Source organism: Kutzneria sp. 744 (genome assembly GCF_000568255.1).
In the GTDB taxonomy this organism is placed as follows: domain Bacteria; phylum Actinomycetota; class Actinomycetes; order Mycobacteriales; family Pseudonocardiaceae; genus Kutzneria.
On record NZ_KK037166.1, the window covers coordinates 4,917,880 to 4,938,020 of the forward strand.

Here is a 20,141-nt window from a genome sequence, read left to right on the forward strand (position 1 = left end):
GATGGGAAGGGGAGCCATGAGCGGGAAGAAAGCAGGTCTGGTCGCCGGGGCGGCCGGCGTGCTGGCCGGCGTGGTCGGGCTGGGGGTGCTCGCGATGCCCGCCGGCGCCGGGCCCGCCCCCGTGCTGCCGAAGGTCAGCGCAGAGGAGCTCGTGCAGTCGGTGCTGACGACCAAGTCGATGCCGGCGCTGGCCGGCACCGTGACCGCGACCAACAACCTGGGGCTGCCGTCGGTGCCGGGGCTGGGGCAGGCGTCGCGGTTCCTGGGCAACGGCACGACCAACACCCAGGTGTGGACCGACGGCAAGGGCAAGGGCCGCATCTCGCTGCCCAACAGCGCGTCCGAGGAGACCATCGTCTACGACGGCACGACCGTCTGGGACTGGACCTCCTCGAACAAAACCGTGCACAAGGAGACCGGCGGGCCCGACAAGGCGCACCCGGACAAGCCCTCCAGCGGTGAGGTCGCCACCGACCCGGCCCAGGCGGCCAAGCAGGTCATCGCGCTGATCAGCAAGGACAGCACGGTGAAGGTGGACGGCACCGCGACCGTCGCCGGCCGCTCCGCCTACGAGGTGGTGCTCGCGCCCAAGCCGACCGAGCGCACGCTGCTGCGCGAGGTGCGCATCGCCGTCGACGCCGAGACGAAGATCCCGCTCCAGCTGAGCGTGCTGGCCAACGGCAACGCGCAGCCGGTCGGGCAGATCGGCTTCTCCAAGCTGGAGATCGGCACGCAGGACCCGGCGCTGTTCACGTTCACGCCGCCGGCCGACGCCAAGGTCGTCACCGGTGACGCCGAGAAGCTGGCCCAGAAGAAGCCCGACGCGGCCAAGAACCTGCCGCAGCCGAAGTTGGTCGGCACCGGCTGGGACACCGTGCTGGTGGAGAAGCTGCCGGCCGGCCTGCTGGGCAACGGCGACAAGACGGCCAAGACCAAGGGCGGCCAGTCCTTCGACCCGTCCAAGCTGCTCGGCCAGCTCGGCAAGCGCGTGAGCGGGCCGTGGGGCGCCGGTTACCAGGTCAGCACCGCGGTCGGCACCGCGCTGATCCTGGACGACGGTCGCGTGGCCGTCGGTGCTGTCCCGCAGCAGGTCCTGATCGACGCCCTGGCGAGCGTGAAGTGACCACAACCTCCCTCGTGGAGCCGGGGGTGGGGGCGGCCGTGGCCGCCCCCGCCCTCGCGGCGCGGACTCGGGGACTGCGCAAGACCTACGGCAGCACGGTCGCCGTCGACCAGGTCGACCTGGACGTGCCGGACGGCGCCGTGCTGGGCATGTTGGGCCCCAACGGATCGGGCAAGACCACCACCATCCGCATGCTGCTCGGGCTGGTGCAGCCGACGGCCGGCGAGGTCGAGCTGCTCGGGCATCCGATGCCCGGCGGCGCCCAGATCACGCTGCCGCACGTCGGCGCATTGGTTGAGGGGCCGGGGTTTCACCCGTTCCTGTCCGGGCGGGAGAACCTCCGTCGGATCGCCTCCGCCGAGCCGCTGATGGCCACCTCCGCGATCGCGTCTTCGGTCGACGAGGCGCTGTCCAGGGTCGGTCTCAGCGACGCCGCCGACCGTCGGTACCGGGGGTACTCGCTGGGCATGAAACAGCGGCTGGGGCTGGCCTCCGTGCTGCTGCTGCCGCGGCGGCTGGTCGTGCTGGACGAGCCCACCAACGGCCTCGACCCGGCCGGAACCCGTGAGATCCGGCGGGTCATCGCCGAGCTGCACGCCGCCGGCACGACCGTGCTCGTCAGCTCCCACCTGCTGGCCGAGATCGAAGCCACCTGCACACACGTTGCCGTGCTGCACAAGGGTTCCGTCGTCGCCCAGGGTGAGCTGGCCGAGCTGCTGGAGGCCGGCGCGCCCGCGCTGATCGTGTCCACTCCGGACGTTGAACTGTCCCTGGACTCGCTGCGTGACAACGGGATCGCGGCACGGTCCACCGAGGACGGCCTGTTCGTGGAGTTGATCGGCACCAGCGCGCCCAAGGTGGTCAAGGTGTTGGTCGAGTCCGGGGCCGAGGTGCACGAGGTGCGCCGCCGCCGCACCGGGCTGGAGGAGCTGTTCGCGCAGCTCACCGAGGGGGAAACGCAATGACCGCCGCCGTTGTCGCCCGCCCCGCGCTGGACCGCCCGGTCCGGGCGCCGCTGGGCCGGCTGCTCGTGTCCGAGCTGCGGTGGATCCTGCGCCGGCCGCGCACGATCATCGCCATCGTGCTGCTGTCGCTGGTGCCGGTGCTCATCGGCGTCGGCACCGTCATCGCCGGCAACGCCAACGCCGGCCCCGGCGGTAACGGGCCCGGCTCGCTGTTCACCATCCTCATCGGCAACGGCTTCGTGCTGCCGGTGCTGTCGCTGACCTTGCTGCTGGCCATGCTGCTTCCGTTGCTGGGGGCCATGTCCGCCGCCGACGCGCTGGCCGGCGAGTCCAACCACGGCACGCTGCGGGGCCTGCTCATCGCCCCCGTCAGCCGGGCCCGGCTGCTCGGCGTCAAGGCCTTCGGCGTCGGCACCGTGGTGTTCATCGCCACCGCCGCCGTCGCGCTCGTCGGCCTCGTCACCGGCGTCATCCTCGTCGGCACCGACGGACTGATCACCTTGACCGGCAACACCCTCAGCTTCGGCGACGCCCTCGCCCGCATCGGGCTGTCCGTCGTCTGGGTGACCTTCCAGGTCTGGGCCGTCGCCGCCATCGCGCTGGCCGTCTCGGCCTTCACCGAGCACCCGCTGGTCGTCATGGCCGCCACGCTGGCCGGGGCCCTGGTGTTCGCCATCCTCACGGTCATCCCCCAGCTCGACTGGATGCAGCCCTACCTGCTCACCACCGGCTGGACCTCGCTGACCGACGTGCTCCGCGACCCCATGCCCTGGGACGGCCTGATCGACAGCACCCTCAAGGCCGCCTGTTACCTGCTCATCGGCCTCTCCGTCGCCTACGCCCGCCTCTCCACCAAGGACGGCTGACCGGCCCCTTCCCCTCTTCACGCCCCCTTCCCCTGCTTTTTTGCCATATGTGCGCCACATGTGGCGCTGGAAGTCGAATGTGGCGCACATATGGCGTGAAGGGGGTGTCCCCCGGGAGAGCTACAGGGAAGTGGGCTCTCGGCGGGGATATCGCGGCCGGTCCGGTGCTCCTAGCGTTTCCGCCATGAATCCTGGGATGCGGCGCTGGGCGCGCCTGGTCGTCATCGCCAACATCGTGTTCGTCGCCGCCTGGCTGCTGGCGGCCGCCTGGCAGGGCCCGAACTACAGCGTCGCCGCGCACACCATCAGCGACATGTACGCCGACGGGGCACCCGGCGCGTGGTTCCTGGTGCTGACGTTCACGCTGTGCGGGGCGGCGGTCCTGCTGTTCGCGTTCCGGTCCCTGTGGCCGGCCCTCCGGTCGGCGGGCTGGCCGGCGAGGCTGGGCGTGATCCTGTTGGGACTGTCCATCTTCGGGCTCGGCGACCTGCTGTCGCTCTTCGAGCAGCAGGGCTGCCGCCTGGCCGACGCGGGCTGCACGCCGGAGGCGCAGGGCGCGACCTTCGGCGGCGCGGCCGATGCCACGCTCAGCACCATCGGGGCGTTCGCGCTGCCGGTGTGCGGAGTTCTCCTTGCCGTGGCGATGAAGCGGTTGCCCGGGTGGCAGTCGTGGTTCCGCCCGACCCTGTTCGCGGCGATCGGGCTGCTGGCGCTGCTCCTCCTGGACGGCATCCTGGGCGGCGTGGGCGCGGGCGGCATCGGGGAACGGCTGTTCGCGCTGGGCGGCGCGGCTTGGATCACCGTGCTGGGGCTCGGTGTCCTCCGCCGGACTACAGTCGCGTGATGGTGCGACGGGCCGTGGATCCGGTGCTCACCTGGTGGCGGGCGCTGGGAATCCTCACCCAGGACGGGATCTTCGCCCTGGTGCTGGCCGCGCTGGCCTTCGCGCCCGGCCTGATCGACAACGGCACGGATCTGGCCGAGTTCCCGCACCGTCCGCTGGACGCCCTCGGCATCGCCCTTGGGCTGGCGCAGTGCCTGCCTCTGGTGCTGCGCCGCACGGCCCCGCTGCCCTGCCTGGCGCTGGTCGTCGCCGCATTCGTGACGGACCAGCTGCTGGCCTACCCACCCGGTTTCGGCAGCGAAGGCCTGCTCGTCGTGCTCTACACCGCCGGCGCCTACCTCACCGCCCGCTGGCTGCTCGTCGCGGGCCTGGCGGTGTACGTGGCGTTTTGTGTTGTGCTGCACGGGATGGGCTCGCCCGAGCAGCCGGCGCAGTACGTCACCTTCTTCCTGATGACGGTCGTGTGCTGGGCGGCCGGCCGGTGGATGCGGTCCTGGCGGGCCGGCGTCGAGGCCCGGCGGGTGCACAGCGCGGAGCTGGCCGTCGCCGAGGAACGGGCCCGGATCGCCCGCGAACTGCACGACGTCGTCACTCATCACGTGACGGCGATGGTCGTGCAGTCCGACGCGGCTCAGTTCCTGATCCCGACCGCCCCCGACCGTGCCGTCGACGGGCTGGTCGCCATCGGCGACACCGGCCGGCGGGCCCTGGCCGAACTGCGCACCCTGCTCGACGTGCTGGACGGGGCCCGTTCGACGCCGGTGTCGACGTCGACGGACACCATCGACGAACTGGTCGACCAGGTCCGGTCGGCGGGGCAGCCGGTGGAGTTCACCCAGCGCGGCGACCGGCCATCGGACACGCCGGACGGCGTTGCCCTGGCCGTGTACCGGGTGGTGCAGGAGGCGTTGACCAACGCGGTCAAGCACGCGCCCGGCCATCGCACCGTGGTCCGACTCCACTATGCGGAGGACGACATCACCGTGTCCGTGCACAACGACCTCGCGGCCGGCCGGTCCCGCACCGCCGACCTCGGCGGCGGACGAGGACTGACCGGGCTGCGCGCCCGCGTCGCGGCGGTCGGCGGCTCGCTGTCCGCCTCGCGTGACGCCGACGGATTCGAGGTGCGTGCTTGTCTGCCGCTGCGGTGATCCGGGTGCTGATCTGCGACGACCAGGAGCTGGTCCGCGCCGGCTACGCCACAATTCTCGCCGCACAGCCCGACATGGAGGTGGTCGGCGAGGTCGGGGACGGCCGGGCCGCGGTGTCCGAGGCGCAGCGGCTGCGGCCGGACGTGGTGGTGATGGACGTCCGGATGCCGGTGCTGGGCGGCATCGAGGCGACCGCGCTGCTCGCCGGCCCCGGCGTGCCGGATCCGGCCAAGGTCCTCGTGGTCACCACGTTCAACCTCGACGAGTACGTCTACGACGCGCTGCGCGCCGGGGCCAGCGGCTTCCTGCTCAAGGACGCCCGCCCGGCCGACCTGATCGCCGCCGTGCGGACGGTCGCGGCCGGCGAGTCGCTGCTGTCCCCGGCCGTCACCCGGCAGCTGATCGGCCGGTTCGCCGACCGGATCCGCCCGCAGGCCAACCCGGTAGACGGGCTGGCCCCACGGGAGATCGAGGTGCTCAAGCTGCTGGCCGCCGGCCTGTCCAACGCGGAGATCGCCGCCGGCCTGGTGATCAGCCCGGAGACGGTGAAGACCCATGTCTCCCGGATCCTGGCCAAACTCGGCCTGCGCGACCGGGTGCAGGCCGTCGTCTTCGCCTACCGCTCCGGGCTGTGCTGAAGGCTCAGAGCCCGCGGAAGAAGTCCAGCAGCGCGCCGGTCACGAACTCGGGGCGCTCCTGCTGCGTCCAGTGGCCGCAGCCCGGCACGTCGACGATCCCTCGCAGGTTGGGCACGAGTGCCTTGGCGGCGGCGTCCATCGCGTAGAACCTGCGCACGGAATCGTTCTCCCCGCTGATGTACAGCGAAGGCGGGATGATCGGGGCGTCCTGCCAGGCTGCGGTCAGCTCCCAGTTGCGGTCGAGGTTGCGGTACCAGTTCAGGCCGCCGGTGAAGCCGCTGGCGGTGAACTGCTCGACGAAGATCGCGAAGTCCTCCGGCGTGAGCCAGGCCGGCGGCGTCCCCGGATCGGCGAAGGCGCCGAGGAAACCGGGCTCCGGGTCGGCGTTGCGCACGCTGCCGTAGGTCCTGCGGAGCGTGGCGGCGATGTCCTTGTCCAGTGCGGCATCCGCGACGCCCGGCTCCTGGAAGTAGTTCTGGTAGAAGCCATCCCCGAAGCGCTGCCGGGTGACGGTCAGCGGTGGCAGCGATCCGCGCGGCAGCGGCGGCACGCTGATGCCCACCACCCCGCGTACGGCATCGGGCCGCAGCAAAGCGGTGTTCCACGCGACCATGGATCCCCAGTCATGGCCGACCACGATCGCCTGTTCCTCGCCGAGGGCATGGATCAGGGACACCACGTCGCCGGCCAGGTGGAAGATCGAGTACTGGTCGATGGCCGCGGGCCGGCTGGTGTCGCCGTAGCCACGCTGATCGGGCGCGACCACCCGGTAGCCGGCGGCCGCGATGGCGTCGATCTGGTGCCGCCACGCGAACCAGGACTCGGGAAAACCGTGCAGCAGCAGGACAAGCGGCCCCTCGCCCTGCTCGGCGACGTGCATGTCGATGCCGTTGAGGTGGACTTTCCGATTGTGCGGCAAGGCTTTCTCCTCAGTCATCACGTTTGGCGATGGAGGCCAGCACCAGCTCGCGACGGGCGGCCAGCACGGCCAGCGCGGCGTCGGCGACGGCACGAATGTCGTCGGGGCCGGCGGTTTCCGGCCCGAGCAGGGCGGTCACCGCGGCGGCGAACACCCGGGCCGGCTCGTCGACGGACACCGTGGCGAGCACGGGCTGACTGGTGACCGCGGTCAAGAAACCCGAGAGCAGCGCCTGCATCGCGTACGCCTGGTCGTCGAGGGTCCAGTCGGTGCGGGCGAGATTGTGCTTGCGCCACACAGGAATCGCGGCGTACATCAGCGAGGCCGGGCCGATCTTGTCCCGCAGCTCGCAACTGCGCGGGTGGTTGGTGAGCGCGCCGAGCAGGTCGTCGTCCTCGATCTGGAGCGCGCGTACGAAGGGGCGGTCGACCGTGAGCCGGACGGCCAGCGGCAGCAGGCGGCTGGGGCGGCACACCTCGGGATCGGCGACGAGCATCTCGGCGAACGAGTCGACCATGCCGATGAAGTCGCGGGCGAACAGGCCGACCAGCAGGTCCTCGCGGGTGCTCCAGTGCAGGTACATGGTGCCCTTGGCGACGTGCGCCCGCTCCGCGATCTCCGCGACGGTCAGGCCCTTGACCCCGCGCTTGAGCACCAGCTCCCGCGCCGCGGCCAGGATGCGCGCCGCGCTGCCCGAGTCCTGTTCGGCAAGTGTCGCCATGACCGTCCTCCCATCGCGCCAGCCTGGGATTATGCCCGCGCGATGTCGAATTCCTTCATGCGGCCGGACTTGTTGTGGGTGCGCATGAACCGCAGCACGCTCGACGTCACCGGCATCGACATGCCCTTCATCATCACCCGCCGCACGCCGATCTGCTTGCGGTTGGGCGTGAAGACCGCGGTTTGCTGCACGCCCAACTGCTGGTAGTAGCTCAGGTACGGACGCAGCCGGCGTTCCCACTCGGTCAGCGCCCGCTCCACGTCGCAGTGCCGGCGGAGCATGCTGCCCAGCAGGTCCGCGCCGGCCAGCCCGGCCGACACGCCCATGCCCGCGTACAGCGTCACGCACCAGGCCGAGTCGCCGACCAGCACGACCCTTCCCTTGTGCCAGCGGTCCATGCGCACCTGCTCGACGGAGTCGAACAGCAGCTCGTCGGCGGCCGCCAGCGCCTCCAGCGCCGCGCCGAGCATGTCGCCGGTCGGCTCGGGACCGAAGGCCTTGCGCACGCGGACCGCCGGCGGCTCCGTGAACTCGGCGTCCACGTCGTCGGTCCGGTACCCGATCAGCACCGTCGGCGCGTGGTCGGCGAACGGGAACACCCACAGCGACCGGTCGGGCTCCAGCAGCGTGCAGCCGTCGTGCAGGGCGAGGCGGTCGAGGCCGCCGGGCAGCTGGAACGCGGCGATCATGTAGTTCAGCCGACGGAGATACCGCTCGTCCGGCCCGAAGGCCAGCCGGCGCACCGTCGAGCGCAGGCCGTCGGCCCCGACCACCAGGTCGAACCGCTCGGTGACGCTGGTGCCGTCCTCGGTGTTGCGCAGCGTCACCGTGACGCCGTCGTCGTCCTGGTCGATCGACGTCGGCACCGTGGCGTAGCGGACCTCGACATCCGCCGGCAGCGCCTCGAACCCCGCCTGCTCCACGTCGCCGCGCAGCATCAGCCACGGCTCGCCGGGTATGTCCCGGAAACCGAGGCCGTATCGCCATTCACCGAAGCGGTCCATGTCGTAGGTGACGCCGTCCAACGCCGTCCGGTCATGCAGCCCGTCGAGCATGCCAAGCCGCGCCGCGGCGGTCTTGCCCGCTCCGAACAGGCCGACGAAGTAGCCCCCGGAGCGCCGCTGCGACGCCTTCTCGATCAGCACGGGCTGCCAGCCGGCGCGCTTGAGCCCCAGTGCCGTCCCGACACCGCTGATGCCGAGCCCGACGACCAGCGCCCGGCGTTCCCGTTCCGTCTCAGTGGTCATGTTTTCAAGCTAGACCCACTGACCAAATTCGTCATTCCGTCTATTCTGTTAGCTGCGTCACTCAGCCCCACGAACCCCCGTCCACGGTCGCGGTGCCGGCTTTCAGCAGCTCCAGCTGGGATTCGACGCGATCGGCGTCCTCGGTCCGACGCTGCGTCCGGTACAGGCGCAGCGCCTGCCGCCACGCGGCGCCGGCTCGGTTGTTCTGGTCGAGGGCCCGGTAGGTCTGCCCCAACCGCTCCAGCGTCTCGGCGGCGGCGTAGGTGTCGCCCAGCTCCTGCCGCAGCACGAGGGCGCGCTGGTAGTGCCCGAGCGCCTCGGTATGGCCGACGGCAGCGGCCATCCGGCCCAGGCTGTCCAGGATCATCGCCTCGCCCGGCCGGTAGTGGTGCGTGCGAAGCAGGCTCAGCGCCTGCTCGTACGAGCGCTGCGCCAGCTGGAAGTCGCCGAGCCGGGAAGCGAAGTTGCCGATCATGTTCAACGCGAACGCCTCACGCAGCGGGCTGTGGCTGACGCGGTAGATGCGCAGCGCGGCAGCGGCATGGCGCAGCGCCTCCACGGTGTCGCCCTGGTGCCCCCACACCCGCGCCGCCGCATGGTGGGCGGCGGCCCGGTGCGCGTGATTGCCTGTCGCGCCGGCAAAGTGGATCGCGTCGGCGACGAATCTCAAGGCCTGCCGGTGCATCCCCAGCCGCGAGTACGCGTAACCGAGCATCTGGTGCACGATCGACTTCGCGACCGGATCGTCGCTCTCCCGCACAACCTCGTGCGCCAGCTGCCAGATCGTCAGGTCGTGGTGCAGATGCCCGCACCACCAGTGGTAGGCGTGCTGGATCCACGCTAGTTGCCAGACGTGCTGCCGCCAGCCGGAACGATGCGCGAGCTCCTGCACGGCCAGCAACTGCGAATGCTCGACCTCGAACCACGCCAACGCCTCCTGCCGGCTGCCGAGGGCTGCCGGCTGACAGCCCTCGGTCGCCGGTTCGAGGTCGACCGGCTGGCTGTCCGGATCGAGCAGCTGATCGGCGATGTGGCCGGTGTGCAGGTAGAAGTCGGCCAGCCGGCGCAGCGCGGTCTCGGGGCCGTGCGGCGTCGGCGTCTGCCGCGCCTGCTGGATGCCGTACAGCCGGATCAGGTCGTGCACCCGGAACCGCCCCGGAACATGTTCCTGCACAAGGGAAACCCGCTCCAGCTCGCGCAGCACGACCGCGGCGCCGTCCAGCGGGAGGCCGACCAGGCTCGCCACCGCGGGCAGGCTGAGGTCCTGCCCCGGGGCCAGGCACATGAGCAGGAACGTCTCGGCCTCACGGTCGGTCAGCGCGGCATACGACCACGAGAACACGGCCGACAGGCCGGTGGCCGGATCGTGCTCGTCCAGCACGCCGAGCCGGGTCGCCGCGTCGCGCAGCTCCTCGGCCAGCCGGGTCAGCGTGAACCAGGGGTTGGCCGTGGCCCGGCCGGCGACCACGCCCAGGGCCAGCGGCAGCCCGGCGCAGCTGTCCAGCAGCTCGGACACGGCCGCCGGCTCGTCGGCGATGCGGGCGGCGCCGAGCCGGCGGGCCAGCATCGAGTGCGCGTCGGCCGCGGACAGGACGTCCATCGGCACGAGTCGCGCGTCGTGCTGCACCAGCAATCCGACCAGCCGACTCCGGCCGGTGATCATGACCGAACAGTTCGAACTCCCCGGTAACAAGGGCGTGACCTGGGCAATGTCCCTCACGTTGTCCAACAGTATGAGCATTCTTTTACCGGCGACCAGGCTGCGATACAGGCAAGCCATACCATCGATGTCGAGTGGAATTCGCCCGGATTCGACACCGAGTGCCTGAAGGAAGAAGTGCAGAACGGCGTAAGGGGTCTTCGGCTCACCGGCCGCGTCAAAGCCGCGTAGGTCCGCGAACAACTGGCCGTCCGGGAATCGGTCAATGTTCCGATATGCCCAGTCCAGCGCCAGCCAGGTCTTCCCGATGCCGCCCGCGCCGCAGATCATCGCGATGCCCGACCGGGTCAGCGCCGCCGTGAGCAGCCGCGTTTCCCGCTCCCGACCTGCGAACGCGCGCGGCCGCGGCGGCAGGTGGCCGGGTGGAGCCGGCCGGCTGTCGGCCCGTGGATGCAGGTGCACGCCGCCATTGATCTCCCCGGCCTGCACCACGTTGTCGTAAAGACCGGCGGCGACGGTATTGGCGACCGCCGATCCGAGAACCTCATCGATTTCTTTTGACATCAGGCACGCCCGGGCGCCGAACAATGACGACGCCCGCTCCTTCCCCATCCCCAGATCCGAAGGACATCCGGACGCTACCGGCCGCCGGGGGCGACTGTAGGCCTTTGCGACGACCAGTCGAAAACGCGCGACAAACGGTCGAGCGGACTTCGGCCGGACCGATCGTCGACGTCCAACCCCGGAAATCAGGGAGAAAAGGTTTGCGAATTTACGGCACCGAACCGGCCCGAATCACACGGCCAGTCCGGTCAGCGCGATGCCGTCCGCGTCGAGGGCGAGCCGGATGGCGTCGCCGGGCTCGGGCGCGCCGGCCACCGGCGCCACCGCCTCGACCGGGCCGCTGGGCACGCCGTCGCCGCTGAGTTGCACCAGCAGCCGGGCGTGATCGCGCCGGTGCAGCCGCTGCACCACCTCGCCGTGCACGAAGCCGCCCGGATCGGTGCGCAAAGCGTTGGCGCGCAAGCCGAGCAGCACGGTCCCGTTGCCGGAGCCCGGCAGCGCGATCTCGCCGAGCGAGCTGGTCACCAGGTCCCGGTCGGCCCGGGCCGGCACGAACGTGGTGCAGCCGAGGAAACCGGCCACCACGTCATCGGCCGGGTGCCGCCACACCTCGTCCGGCGGCCCGACCTGCCGAATCCGCCCGGCCTGCATCAGCGCGACCCGGTCGGCCAGCGTGAACGCCTCGTCGTGGTCATGGGTGACGACCAGAGCGGTGGTGCCGGTGGCGCGCAGCAGGGCAGCCAGGTCCACGGCGAGCTGCTCGCGCAGCGCTCGGTCCAAAGCGGACAGCGGCTCGTCGAGCAACAGCAGGCGGGGCTTGGGGGCCAGGGCCCGGGCCAGGGCGACTCGCTGCTGTTCACCGCCGGACAGCTCCGTCACGCGGCGTTCGCCGTAGCCTTCGAGGCCGACCAGTTTGAGGAGTTCGTCGACTCGGGCACTGCGGTCGGCCTTGTCGACGTGGTGCATGCGCATGCCGAAGGCGACGTTGGCGGCGACGTCCCGGTGCGGGAACAGCTGTCCGTCCTGGAACACCAGCCCGAAGTCGCGCCGGTGCACCGCGACGCCGGCCAGATCCGTTCCGTCCCAACGGATCGAGCCCGCGGCGGCCCGCTCCAGGCCGGCGACGGCCCGCAGCAGGGTCGACTTGCCGCAGCCCGACGGCCCCAGCAGCGCGACCACCTCGCCGTCGGCCACGCTCAGGTCCACATCGGACACTGCCGCGAACGAGCCGTAGCGTACGGACAAACCTTGTAGTTCCAGTGCCATCAGAACTCCCCAACGGCCGGCGTCAGCCGTTCGATCGCCACCACGGCGACCACGGTGACCAGCATCAGCACCACGCACGCCGCGTAGGCCATCTCGTTGTTCAGCTCGCCGGGGCGGGAGATCAGCCGTGCGATCGCCACCGGCAGCGTCGGCGCGTCCGGGCGCGCCAGGAAACTCGTCGCGCCGAACTCGCCCAGCGCGACCACGTACCCGAACCCGGCCGCGGCGATCAGCGACCGCCAGGCCAGCGCCAGATCGACCTCGCGCCACACGCGGAACGGCCCGGCGCCGAGCGTGCCGGCGGCCTGCCGCAGCCGCTCGTCGATCGCCCGCAACACCGGCAGGACCGTGCGCACGATCAACGGAGTGATCACCAGAGCCTGCGCGAACGGCACGAGCAGCGGCGAAGTCCGCAGGTCGAAGGGCAGATCGCCGAGCGTGACGAGGTAACCGAAGCCCACCGTCACCGCCGACACCCCCAGCGGCAGCATCAGCGCCAGGTCCAGCGTCTCGCCGAGCACCGCGCGGCCGCGGCGCAGCTGCGAGAGCACCACCGCCGCCGTCACGCCGAGCAGCATCGCCAGGATCGTGGCATCGGTCGCCGCGCGGATCGAGTTCGACGCCGCCTGCCAGGCCGGCACCTCCAGCGTGCCCTCGTCGCCGGTGCCGGCCAGCGCGCGCCAGCCGTCCATTGTGGTCAGTGACCGTGTGATCAGGCCGACGATCGGCACCAGCAGGGCGATCACTACTAGGAGCGCTGCCCCGACAATGATCCATTCAGCGCCGACCGGCCTTTTCGCCGTCTCCGTACGCCCGCGCAGCTTCAATGCCGTCTCCCGGCGTCGCCGTGCGAACGCGCCGACCAGCAGGACGGCGATCACCGCGACCACCTGGAGGATCGACAACGCCGCCGCGCCGGGCAGGTCGAACAGGTCGACCGTGCGGAGGTAGATCTCGGTTTCCAACGTCCGGTAGCGCGCCCCGCCGAGCATCAGCACCACACCGAAACTGGTGGCACAGAACAGAAAAACCACCGCCGCGGCCGAACCGACGGCCGGCGCGATGGCCGGCAGGACCACCGACGTGAACGCCCGCCACCGCGACGCCCCCAGCGACCGGGCCGCCTCCTCCGCGCGCCGATCCGTGTGGGCCCACAGCCCGCCCACCGTCCGGGCCACCACCGCGACGTTGAAAAACGCGTTGGCCAGCACGATCGACAGCACGCCGCCGTCCGGCAGCAGCGACCGGAACGCCAGGCCCACCACCACCGTCGGCAGCACGAACGGCACCAGGATCAGCGTGCGCACCAGGCCGACCCCCGGCAGCTTGCAGCGCGCCATGACGTACGCCAGCGGCATGCCCATCAGCACCGCCACCAGCGTCGCCGCGGCCGCCTGGCCGAGCGTGAACGCCACCAGCCGCCAGGTGTCGCCGCTGGTCAGCACCTCCGTGACGCCGCTGCCGCCCAGGCCGATGCCGACGATCGACACCACCGGCCAGGCGAAGAACAAGCCGAGGAAGCCGACCGGAACCAGGGCCAGCAGCAGCAGAACTAGCCTTGGAGCAGCGTTCGACACTGCTGGACCCACTTCTCCCGGTTGGCGTCCACCTGGTCGGCCGGCAGCTGCGCCGGCGCGTCCGGCAGCGGGGCTGCCGTCTTCCAGGCGTCCGGCAGGGCAACGCCCTCGCGCGACGGGTAGACGTACATGCTGCCCGGCACCTGCTCCTGGAACTTCTGCGAGATCAGGAAGTCCAGCACCTTCCTGGCGTCGTCCGGGTTCTTGGCCCCGTCGAGCACGCCCGCGTACTCGACCTGGCGGTAGCAGGTGTTCAACACGGCCTTGGTCCGCGGCTTGCCGTCGTCACCGATCTCGTCGGCCGGCGAGGACGCGTAGGACACCACCACCGGGCGCGGGCCCTTGCCCGACGAGCCCGAGAAGTCCTGCGTGTACGCCTCGTCCCAGCCCGCGTCGACCTTCACGTCGTTGGCCTTGAGCTTGGTCCAGAAGTCCGGCCACTTGTCCGCGCCGAACTGCTTCACCGTGCCCAGCAGGAAAGCCAGGCCCGGCGACGAGGTCGACGGGTCCTCCACCACGGTCTGTCCCTTGTAGCGGGGATCGACCAGATCGGCGTACCCAGAAGGCGCCGGCAGGTTGTGCTGGGCGTACCAGCCCGTGTCCACGTTCAGGCACACGTCGCCGACGTCGACCGCCGTCAGCCGGTGCGAGTCGTCGATCTGGTAGCGCTGCGGGCCCTTGCCCGCGTCCGGGCTGCTGTACGGGGCGAAGACGCCGCCCGACAGCGCCCTGGACGCGAAGGTGCTGTCCACGCCGTACGCGATGTCGCCGATCGGGTTGGCCTTGGTCAGCACCAGCTTGTTGGTCAGCGCGCCCGCGTCGCCGTTCGTGCTGACCTTCACCGTGATGCCCGAGGTCTTCTGGAAATCCGCCCACAGTGCCTTGTCGACCGCCCACGAGTCGTGGGTGACCAGCGTCACCGTGTGTCCGCTCGAGGCCTGTTCACCGCCTCCGACCAGCGAACAGCCGGCGAGTGTCGTCGCCGCCAGCGCCAGCGCGGCCAGCCGTGCCGTCCGGGTCAAGTTCTCCTCCAGGTGACCTCGTCGCGCGAGGTCGCCCGTAGTGCCTCCCTCCACCGGCATGACCCGGATCAGGTGCTTACGGTCGAGAGCTCGCCCGCTCTCCTCTCAGCCCGGCGTACCGGACTCCCGTGGCTCACCCGGAGCTTACGCTGCGTTCAGGCGTGGTCAGGACCACCATGGAGGGCATGGCGGAATTGCTCAGTGACGACCAGGTGACCGAGGCGCTGGGGCGGCTGTCCCAGTGGACCCAGGACGGCGAGGCCATAGTCCGCATCGCGGAACTGGCCAGCTTCTCCGAGGCGATCCAGGCGGTGAACCGCGTCGCCGAGATCGCCGAGAACGACAACCACCATCCCGACATCGACATCCGCTGGCGGACCCTGACGTTTCGATGCTCGACGCACAGCGCCGGCGGCATCACGGCCTTGGACGTGACACTCGCCGGCGAGATCGACAATGTGCTGGAGCTGCTCGGTCAGCCGAGCGAGTAGAGCAGGTTGCGGCCCGCCTCCGCGTTGCGCGGCTGGCACAGCACGTCGTAGCGGCGGGCCACCAGCTGGCTCTGCGACACGAAGTCCCGCTTGCCCCTCGTCGAGGCGTAGCTGATCGCCGCGAAGATCATGCTCGACCCCACGCCGGCCAGCAGGCCCAGCGCGATCACCAGCCAGCCCCCGCCCGCCGTGAACAGCGACAGCAGGATGCCCACGAACAGGCCGAACCACGCACCCGAGGCCGCCGCCGCGCCCAGCACCCGTCCCCAGCTCAGCCGCCCCGCCACGCGCTCGACCAGCATCGGCTCCACGCCGACGATGGTGATGTCCTGCACCGGAAAGTCCCGGTCCGCAAGGAAGTCCACCGCCCGCTGCGCCTGCTCGTAGGTGTCGTACGACCCGATCGGCCAGCCGGTGGGCGGAGTGGGCAGCGCCGACGCCGGCCCGTTGTTGTTCGCGAATGCTGTAGTCATCTTGGCCCTCCTTGTCGGCCTTACACACGCTTCAACGCCGCCCCCACTCCCCTTGTGCCCCTCCCCCGAAGTCCACAGCGGAATCTCAGACTGCGCCCCGGAGGTCCCGCCCCACCGCTTCAGACACCCCCGCGAGTCCCGCCCACCGTCACACCGAAACCCGCTTTCCGACACACCCCAGCGACACCTCCACCCGCGCGCCCCGCCGTGTCCCGCCCGGCGGCACACCGAAAGCCGCCTTCCAGCACACCCCCACAGAGCCCAGCGACACCCCTCCCCCACGCCCCGACGTGTCCTGCCCGAACCTGTTTTCCGACACACCCTCGCGAGCCCCGCCCCTCCCTCTCACCCCATCGGGTTGTGACCTGCGCGACCCGGGCAACGATCGCCCCTCCCCGTGCGTCGTTGGTAGTGAAGCCGTTCAAGGGGATCAGAAGTGATGAAGTTCGTTCGCACCGCAACCGCCAGCGCCGCCGCCGTCGTTCTCGCCGTCCTGTTCGCCGTGCAGGCGCAGGCCGCCTCACCCAGCCCGCGGGTCACCGCCCAGCCCGATCAGGGCAACGGCGACCTGATCTTCGCCGGCGCCGCCGGCCTGTTCATCCTCGCCGCCGCCTTCGGCGTGATCATCTACGCCGCCCGGCACCGCCACTCCGAGCAGTGAGCCACCTGTGTCGGGGCTCCCTGCGCCCCGACACACCGGCTACCGTTGAGCCATGACCGCTCTACCGGACTGGATGCGCCCTCCCCGCGCCGAGGGCTGGTTCGCGGACGACCTGGACCACCTGCCGGAGGCTCCCAGGCACACGGAACTGATCGACGGAGCCCTCGTCTTCATGATGTCGCCGCAGCGGTACTGGCATGCCATTGTCATTACTGTTGTCACGAACACCCTTGCCAGCCAGGCTCCGGACGGCATTTACGTAGTTCCCGAGATGACGGTCCGGCTCGACGAGCGCAACCGGCCGGAGCCCGACATTCTCGCGACAGTGGCGCCGATCGACTTCAACCGAACCTGGTTCGCTCCCAGCGATGTGGTGCTCGCTGTCGAAGTGGTCTCCCCGGAATCCGGGCACCGGGACCGCACGGTCAAGCTTCGCAAGTACGCCGAAGCTGGCATCGCCCACTTCTGGATCATCGAAGAGGAAGACGGGGCACCCGTGGTGCACGTCTACGAGCTGGACCGGCCGACCAGCACATATGTCCCGGCCGGCATCTTCCGTGGTCGCCTGGAGCGCCCGGTGCCGTTCCCCATCGACATCGACCTCGCGGCGATGTTCAACCCGAAGAAGCGCTGAGGTCCAGCCACATCACGTGGAGGCCGACCAGGCCGTGGTCGGGGTGGTCGAAGGCCTGGGGGACCGTGCCGATGGTGCGGAAGCCGAGGGAGTGCCAGAGGGTGACGGCAGTGGTGTTGGCCTCGACGACGGCGTTGAACTGGATGCTGCGATAGCCGGCGGAGCGGGCCCAGTCGATGACGTGGAGGCCGAGGATGCGGCCGGCGCCGTGGCGGCGGTGGCGAGGGTCGACCATGAAGCTGGCGGTGGCGACGTGGGAGCCGCGGCCGGGGCGATTGGGGCCCATCTTGGCGGAACCGAGGATGACGGGGCCGTCGACGGCGACGACGGTGCGGCCGGGCGGGGATTCCATCCACCAGCCGCGGGCCTGGTCGAGGGTGAGGTCCTCGGGGAAGGCGTAGGTCCGGCCCTCGGCGACGATCTGGGCGAAGAACGGGTAGATCAAGGGCCAGTCGGACTCGACGGCGTCACGGATGAGCACGCGCGAAACGGTAAACGGGACCGCAGGGACGTTCCACCCCGATACGTTGCCCCGATGGGGAGACGAGCGAGCAGCAGGCTGGTGTCGGCGCTGACGATGGCGGCGGTGCTGGCGGTGAGCATGGTGCCGGCGGCGCAAGCGACGCCGAGCATGGCGGGCGACGCGCAGCTGGTGGCGGTGGAGGGGAACACCCTGGCCCACACGATCCGGTACGCGAACGGCGACTGGCAGCGGTTCGGGCATCTGGACGCGGCCACGGTCGGATCGCCGACGTCGGTGTTCATCAAGGGCGAAGAGCACCTGTTCTTCACCACGTCCACGGCGCTTGAGCACTACGTCCGGCACGTCGACGGCACGTGGGACCTGGCCGCCAGCGTGCCGACGGTGACGGCCGACGAGCTGGGCGCGGTGAACGTGACCAGCTTGGACGGCCGCCTGGCCCTGATCCGCCAGGTCGACCGCAGCAGTGCGTGGCTGTCGACCCAACTGGCGGACGGCACATGGTCGGCGTGGGAGACGGCGCCGCTCGGCGACCTGCCGATCAGGGGACTGACGGTGACCTCGAACGGCGGCACACTCCGGCTGGTGGGAGTGGTCGACGACGACAAGAACATCATGCTGGTGAACCGGTCCCCCGAAGGCGTGTGGTCGTCGCCGACGTACCGGACGCTCGGTGTGCTGGGCACCTCGCTCGGCATCGGAGCGCGAGCATCGCGCAGATCGGCGCCGACCTCCACGTGATGGTCAGCTACTCCTTCTACGGCACCCGCCTGTGGCACCTGATCCTGCACGCCGACGGCACCTGGAGCGACATCGGCGAGGTCGAGTCGAACGACGTCGCCGGACCGATCCCCAACCTCATGGACTTCGCGGTGGCGGCCGCCCCCGGCGGTTCGCTTCAGGTCGCGGTGGCCACCACAAGCGAGATAGGTACTATATAAGCTGCGTGCTTTCCTTGGTCACGCTGGCCGCCGACAACGGCTGAAGCGAAGCCGGGCGACGTCGTCGATCAGACGTTGAAGCGGAACTCGACGACGTCGCCGTCGGCCATCACGTAGTCCTTGCCCTCCATGCGGGCCTTGCCGGCGGAGCGGGCGGCGGCGACGGAGCCGGTGTCGACGAGGTCGCCGTAGGAGATGACCTCGGCCTTGATGAAGCCGCGCTCGAAGTCGGTGTGGATGACGCCGGCGGCCTGGGGCGCGGTGGCGCCCTGGGGGATGGTCCAGGCGCGGGATTCCTTGGGACCGGCGGTGAGATAGGTCTGCAGGCCGAGGGTGTGGAAACCGGCGCGGGCCAGGGCGTCGAGGCCGGGCTCGTGCTGGCCGATGGACTCCAGCAGCTCCCGGGCGGACTCGGCGTCCAGCTCGATGAGCTCGGACTCGACCTTGGCGTCGAGGAACACGGCGTCGGCGGGGGCGACGAGCTCGCGCAGCTCCTTGAGCCGGGCCTCGTCGGTGAGCACGCCCTCGTCGGCGTTGAAGACGTACAGGAAGGGCTTGCTGGTCAGCAGGTTGAGCTCCCGCAGCAGCGGGACGTCCAACTCGGCCTGGGCCTGGAACAGGGTCCGGCCGGCGTCGAGCACGTCCTTGGCCTTGGCGGCGGCCTCGAAGGCGGGGCGGCGGTCCTTGTGGGTCCGGCCCTCCTTCTCCAGCCGCGGCAGCGCCTTCTCCAGGGTCTGGAGGTCGGCCAGGATGAGCTCGGTGTTGATCGTCTCGATGTCGGACGACGGGTCGACGCGGCCGTCCACGTGCACCACGTCGGGGTCGTCGAACACGCGGATGACCTGGCAGATGGCGTTGGCCTCGCGGATGTTGGCGAGGAACTTGTTGCCGAGTCCGGCACCCTCGGACGCGCCCTTGACGATGCCGGCGATGTCGACGAACGACACGGTCGCGGGCACGATCTTCTCCGAGTGGAACAGCTCGGCGAGCTTGTCCAGCCGCGGATCGGGCAGCGCGACCACACCCACGTTGGGCTCGATCGTCGCGAACGGGTAGTTCGCGGCGAGCACGTCGTTGCGGGTCAGCGCGTTGAACAGGGTCGACTTGCCGACGTTGGGCAGACCGACGATGCCGAGGGTGAGACTCACGACGGAGCAGTCTACGCGGCTCGAAGCTCGTGTCCGAAAACCGCCAGCCGTCGGCGGTCGGCGCTGGCAGCATTCATACCGTGCTCATCGATCCGGAACGCGCCTACCGCGCCGTCGCCTCCCGCGACGCGCGCTTCGACGGCCACTTCATCACCGCGGTGCGCACGACCGGCATCTACTGCCGGCCGTCCTGCCCCGCGGTGCGCCCGAAGCGGGAGAACGTCGAGTTCTACCTGACGGCGGCGGCGCGCAGGCCGGCGGCTACCGGGCGTGCCGGCGCTGCCTGCCCGACGCGGTGCCGGGCTCGCCGGACTGGAACGGGCGCCGACCTGGGCCGCCCGCTCGATGCGGCTGATCGCGGACGGCGTCGTCGAGCGCGACGGCGTGCCGGGGCTGGCCCGCCGCCTCGGCTACTCGGAGCGGCACCTGACCCGGGTGCTGGCGGCGGAGCTCGGCGCCCCGCCGCTGGCGCTGGCCCGGGCCCACCGAGCGCACTCGGCCCGGCTGCTGATCGAGAGCACCGACCTGCCCTTCTCGGACGTGGCCTTCGCCTCGGGCTTCGCCAGCATCCGCCAGTTCAACGACACCGTGCGCGCGGTGTTCGCCGTGACCCCGTCGCAGCTGCGCGAGGGTGCGGCCAAGCGCAAGCCCCGCGAGGCGACGCCGGGCACCATCTCGCTGCGGCTGCCGTTCCGACCGCCGATGGACGCGGCGGGCATGCTCGCGTTCCTCGCGACCCGGGCGATTCC

At 70.6% G+C, this 20,141-nt stretch carries 21 protein-coding genes, 1 pseudogene and 1 riboswitch; of the genes and pseudogenes, 12 read left to right on the plus strand and 10 right to left on the minus strand.

Annotated features, from left to right (window positions below; genetic code table 11):
- Positions 1-16: 16 nt before the first annotated feature.
- From KUTG_RS21870 to KUTG_RS21895, 6 genes are all read left to right on the plus strand, one after another.
- The gene (locus KUTG_RS21870; RefSeq protein WP_043719144.1) at positions 17-1,123 is read left to right on the plus strand and encodes a LolA family protein; all 1,107 of its coding nucleotides are present in this window, start codon (positions 17-19) and stop codon (positions 1,121-1,123) included.
- Positions 1,120-2,088, plus strand: a complete 969-nt coding sequence (locus KUTG_RS21875; protein ID WP_043719145.1) for an ABC transporter ATP-binding protein — start codon at positions 1,120-1,122, stop codon at positions 2,086-2,088. Before KUTG_RS21870 ends, KUTG_RS21875 begins: the two co-directional genes overlap by 4 nt.
- Complete coding sequence (locus KUTG_RS21880) at positions 2,085-2,954, plus strand: ABC transporter permease (RefSeq protein ID WP_043719147.1); 870 nt, start codon at positions 2,085-2,087, stop codon at positions 2,952-2,954. Before KUTG_RS21875 ends, KUTG_RS21880 begins: the two co-directional genes overlap by 4 nt.
- 184 nt (positions 2,955-3,138) lie before the next feature.
- Complete coding sequence (locus KUTG_RS53710; protein ID WP_198047273.1) at positions 3,139-3,798, plus strand: DUF998 domain-containing protein; 660 nt, start codon at positions 3,139-3,141, stop codon at positions 3,796-3,798.
- Entirely contained in the window at positions 3,798-4,949 is a 1,152-nt protein-coding gene (locus KUTG_RS21890) for a sensor histidine kinase (RefSeq protein ID WP_043730214.1), read from the plus strand. Before KUTG_RS53710 ends, KUTG_RS21890 begins: the two co-directional genes overlap by 1 nt.
- Positions 4,931-5,587: a response regulator gene (locus tag KUTG_RS21895; RefSeq protein ID WP_232240888.1), complete on the plus strand. Its 657-nt coding sequence runs from the start codon at positions 4,931-4,933 to the stop codon at positions 5,585-5,587. The genes KUTG_RS21890 and KUTG_RS21895 overlap by 19 nt, the downstream gene beginning before the upstream one ends.
- Positions 5,588-5,591: 4 nt before the next feature.
- Here KUTG_RS21895 and KUTG_RS21900 read toward each other — a convergent pair whose 3' ends face one another.
- The 7 genes from KUTG_RS21900 to KUTG_RS21930 form a co-directional block, all read right to left on the minus strand.
- Positions 5,592-6,506 (minus strand): alpha/beta fold hydrolase, encoded by a 915-nt coding sequence (locus KUTG_RS21900; protein ID WP_157494698.1) that lies wholly within the window; start codon positions 6,504-6,506, stop codon positions 5,592-5,594.
- A gap of 10 nt (positions 6,507-6,516) precedes the next feature.
- Positions 6,517-7,227: a TetR/AcrR family transcriptional regulator gene (locus tag KUTG_RS21905; protein ID WP_043719153.1), complete on the minus strand. Its 711-nt coding sequence runs from the start codon at positions 7,225-7,227 to the stop codon at positions 6,517-6,519.
- Between the two features lie 29 nt (positions 7,228-7,256).
- On the minus strand, positions 7,257-8,474 hold the full coding sequence (locus tag KUTG_RS21910; protein WP_157494699.1) for an FAD-dependent monooxygenase: 1,218 nt from the start codon (positions 8,472-8,474) through the stop codon (positions 7,257-7,259).
- Between the two features lie 61 nt (positions 8,475-8,535).
- Complete coding sequence (locus KUTG_RS21915) at positions 8,536-10,698, minus strand: ATP-binding protein (RefSeq protein ID WP_052395198.1); 2,163 nt, start codon at positions 10,696-10,698, stop codon at positions 8,536-8,538.
- Between the two features lie 231 nt (positions 10,699-10,929).
- Entirely contained in the window at positions 10,930-11,964 is a 1,035-nt protein-coding gene (locus KUTG_RS21920) for an ABC transporter ATP-binding protein (protein WP_043719155.1), read from the minus strand.
- Positions 11,964-13,541: an ABC transporter permease gene (locus KUTG_RS21925; RefSeq protein WP_043719156.1), complete on the minus strand. Its 1,578-nt coding sequence runs from the start codon at positions 13,539-13,541 to the stop codon at positions 11,964-11,966. Before KUTG_RS21925 ends, KUTG_RS21920 begins: the two co-directional genes overlap by 1 nt.
- A complete protein-coding gene (locus KUTG_RS21930; RefSeq protein WP_043719163.1) occupies positions 13,517-14,563 on the minus strand; it encodes a thiamine ABC transporter substrate-binding protein in 1,047 nt (348 codons plus the stop codon). Before KUTG_RS21930 ends, KUTG_RS21925 begins: the two co-directional genes overlap by 25 nt.
- A 28-nt stretch (positions 14,564-14,591) precedes the next feature.
- Positions 14,592-14,703, minus strand: a riboswitch (TPP riboswitch).
- 45 nt (positions 14,704-14,748) lie between these two features.
- Here KUTG_RS21930 and KUTG_RS21935 point away from each other — a divergent pair.
- Positions 14,749-15,054 (plus strand): 4a-hydroxytetrahydrobiopterin dehydratase, encoded by a 306-nt coding sequence (locus tag KUTG_RS21935; RefSeq protein WP_043730220.1) that lies wholly within the window; start codon positions 14,749-14,751, stop codon positions 15,052-15,054.
- Here the strand turns inward: KUTG_RS21935 and KUTG_RS21940 are convergent.
- Entirely contained in the window at positions 15,039-15,527 is a 489-nt protein-coding gene (locus KUTG_RS21940; RefSeq protein ID WP_043719165.1) for a YflT domain-containing protein, read from the minus strand. The two genes, KUTG_RS21935 and KUTG_RS21940, sit on opposite strands and share 16 nt — an antisense overlap.
- 439 nt (positions 15,528-15,966) lie before the next feature.
- On the opposite strand from KUTG_RS21940, the gene KUTG_RS21945 reads away from it, so the two are divergent.
- Together KUTG_RS21945 and KUTG_RS21950 are read left to right on the plus strand one after the other, a co-directional pair.
- Positions 15,967-16,188, plus strand: a complete 222-nt coding sequence (locus KUTG_RS21945) for a hypothetical protein (RefSeq protein WP_043719166.1) — start codon at positions 15,967-15,969, stop codon at positions 16,186-16,188.
- A 52-nt stretch (positions 16,189-16,240) separates the two neighbouring features.
- On the plus strand, positions 16,241-16,822 hold the full coding sequence (locus KUTG_RS21950; protein WP_043719169.1) for a Uma2 family endonuclease: 582 nt from the start codon (positions 16,241-16,243) through the stop codon (positions 16,820-16,822).
- Here KUTG_RS21950 and KUTG_RS21955 read toward each other — a convergent pair.
- Entirely contained in the window at positions 16,803-17,303 is a 501-nt protein-coding gene (locus KUTG_RS21955) for a GNAT family N-acetyltransferase (RefSeq protein WP_043719170.1), read from the minus strand. The two genes, KUTG_RS21950 and KUTG_RS21955, sit on opposite strands and share 20 nt — an antisense overlap.
- A 54-nt stretch (positions 17,304-17,357) precedes the next feature.
- Here KUTG_RS21955 and KUTG_RS21960 point away from each other — a divergent pair, with 54 nt between their 5' ends.
- Both KUTG_RS21960 and KUTG_RS21965 read left to right on the plus strand, forming a co-directional pair.
- Positions 17,358-18,044 carry a hypothetical protein gene (locus KUTG_RS21960; RefSeq protein WP_157494701.1) on the plus strand — a complete coding sequence of 229 codons (687 nt, stop codon included), beginning with the start codon at positions 17,358-17,360 and terminating at the stop codon, positions 18,042-18,044.
- On the plus strand, positions 18,044-18,244 hold the full coding sequence (locus KUTG_RS21965) for a hypothetical protein (RefSeq protein WP_043719175.1): 201 nt from the start codon (positions 18,044-18,046) through the stop codon (positions 18,242-18,244). The genes KUTG_RS21960 and KUTG_RS21965 overlap by 1 nt, the downstream gene beginning before the upstream one ends.
- 68 nt (positions 18,245-18,312) lie before the next feature.
- On the opposite strand, the gene ychF is transcribed toward KUTG_RS21965, so the two are convergent.
- Positions 18,313-19,392, minus strand: a complete 1,080-nt coding sequence (gene ychF / locus KUTG_RS21970; RefSeq protein WP_043719176.1) for a redox-regulated ATPase YchF — start codon at positions 19,390-19,392, stop codon at positions 18,313-18,315.
- A gap of 80 nt (positions 19,393-19,472) precedes the next feature.
- Here ychF and KUTG_RS63795 point away from each other — a divergent pair.
- A pseudogene (locus KUTG_RS63795) lies at positions 19,473-20,141 on the plus strand (bifunctional transcriptional activator/DNA repair enzyme AdaA); the annotation flags it as partial.

What these genes read in the sequence shown, in the direction of transcription:
- KUTG_RS21870 (WP_043719144.1), top strand. Translation starts at nt 17, where the DNA reads ATGAGCGGGAAGAAAGCAGGTCTGGTCGCCGGGGCGGCCGGCGTGCTG.
- KUTG_RS21880 (WP_043719147.1), top strand. Translation starts at nt 2,085, where the DNA reads ATGACCGCCGCCGTTGTCGCCCGCCCCGCGCTGGACCGCCCGGTCCGG.
- KUTG_RS53710 (WP_198047273.1), top strand. Translation starts at nt 3,139, where the DNA reads ATGAATCCTGGGATGCGGCGCTGGGCGCGCCTGGTCGTCATCGCCAAC.
- KUTG_RS21890 (WP_043730214.1), top strand. Translation starts at nt 3,798, where the DNA reads ATGGTGCGACGGGCCGTGGATCCGGTGCTCACCTGGTGGCGGGCGCTG.
- KUTG_RS21905 (WP_043719153.1), bottom strand. Translation starts at nt 7,227, where the DNA reads ATGGCGACACTTGCCGAACAGGACTCGGGCAGCGCGGCGCGCATCCTG.
- KUTG_RS21910 (WP_157494699.1), bottom strand. Translation starts at nt 8,474, where the DNA reads ATGACCACTGAGACGGAACGGGAACGCCGGGCGCTGGTCGTCGGGCTC.
- KUTG_RS21915 (WP_052395198.1), bottom strand. Translation starts at nt 10,698, where the DNA reads ATGTCAAAAGAAATCGATGAGGTTCTCGGATCGGCGGTCGCCAATACC.
- KUTG_RS21920 (WP_043719155.1), bottom strand. Translation starts at nt 11,964, where the DNA reads ATGGCACTGGAACTACAAGGTTTGTCCGTACGCTACGGCTCGTTCGCG.
- KUTG_RS21935 (WP_043730220.1), top strand. Translation starts at nt 14,749, where the DNA reads ATGGCGGAATTGCTCAGTGACGACCAGGTGACCGAGGCGCTGGGGCGG.
- KUTG_RS21940 (WP_043719165.1), bottom strand. Translation starts at nt 15,527, where the DNA reads ATGACTACAGCATTCGCGAACAACAACGGGCCGGCGTCGGCGCTGCCC.
- KUTG_RS21945 (WP_043719166.1), top strand. Translation starts at nt 15,967, where the DNA reads ATGAAGTTCGTTCGCACCGCAACCGCCAGCGCCGCCGCCGTCGTTCTC.
- KUTG_RS21950 (WP_043719169.1), top strand. Translation starts at nt 16,241, where the DNA reads ATGACCGCTCTACCGGACTGGATGCGCCCTCCCCGCGCCGAGGGCTGG.
- KUTG_RS21960 (WP_157494701.1), top strand. Translation starts at nt 17,358, where the DNA reads ATGGGGAGACGAGCGAGCAGCAGGCTGGTGTCGGCGCTGACGATGGCG.
- KUTG_RS21965 (WP_043719175.1), top strand. Translation starts at nt 18,044, where the DNA reads ATGGTCAGCTACTCCTTCTACGGCACCCGCCTGTGGCACCTGATCCTG.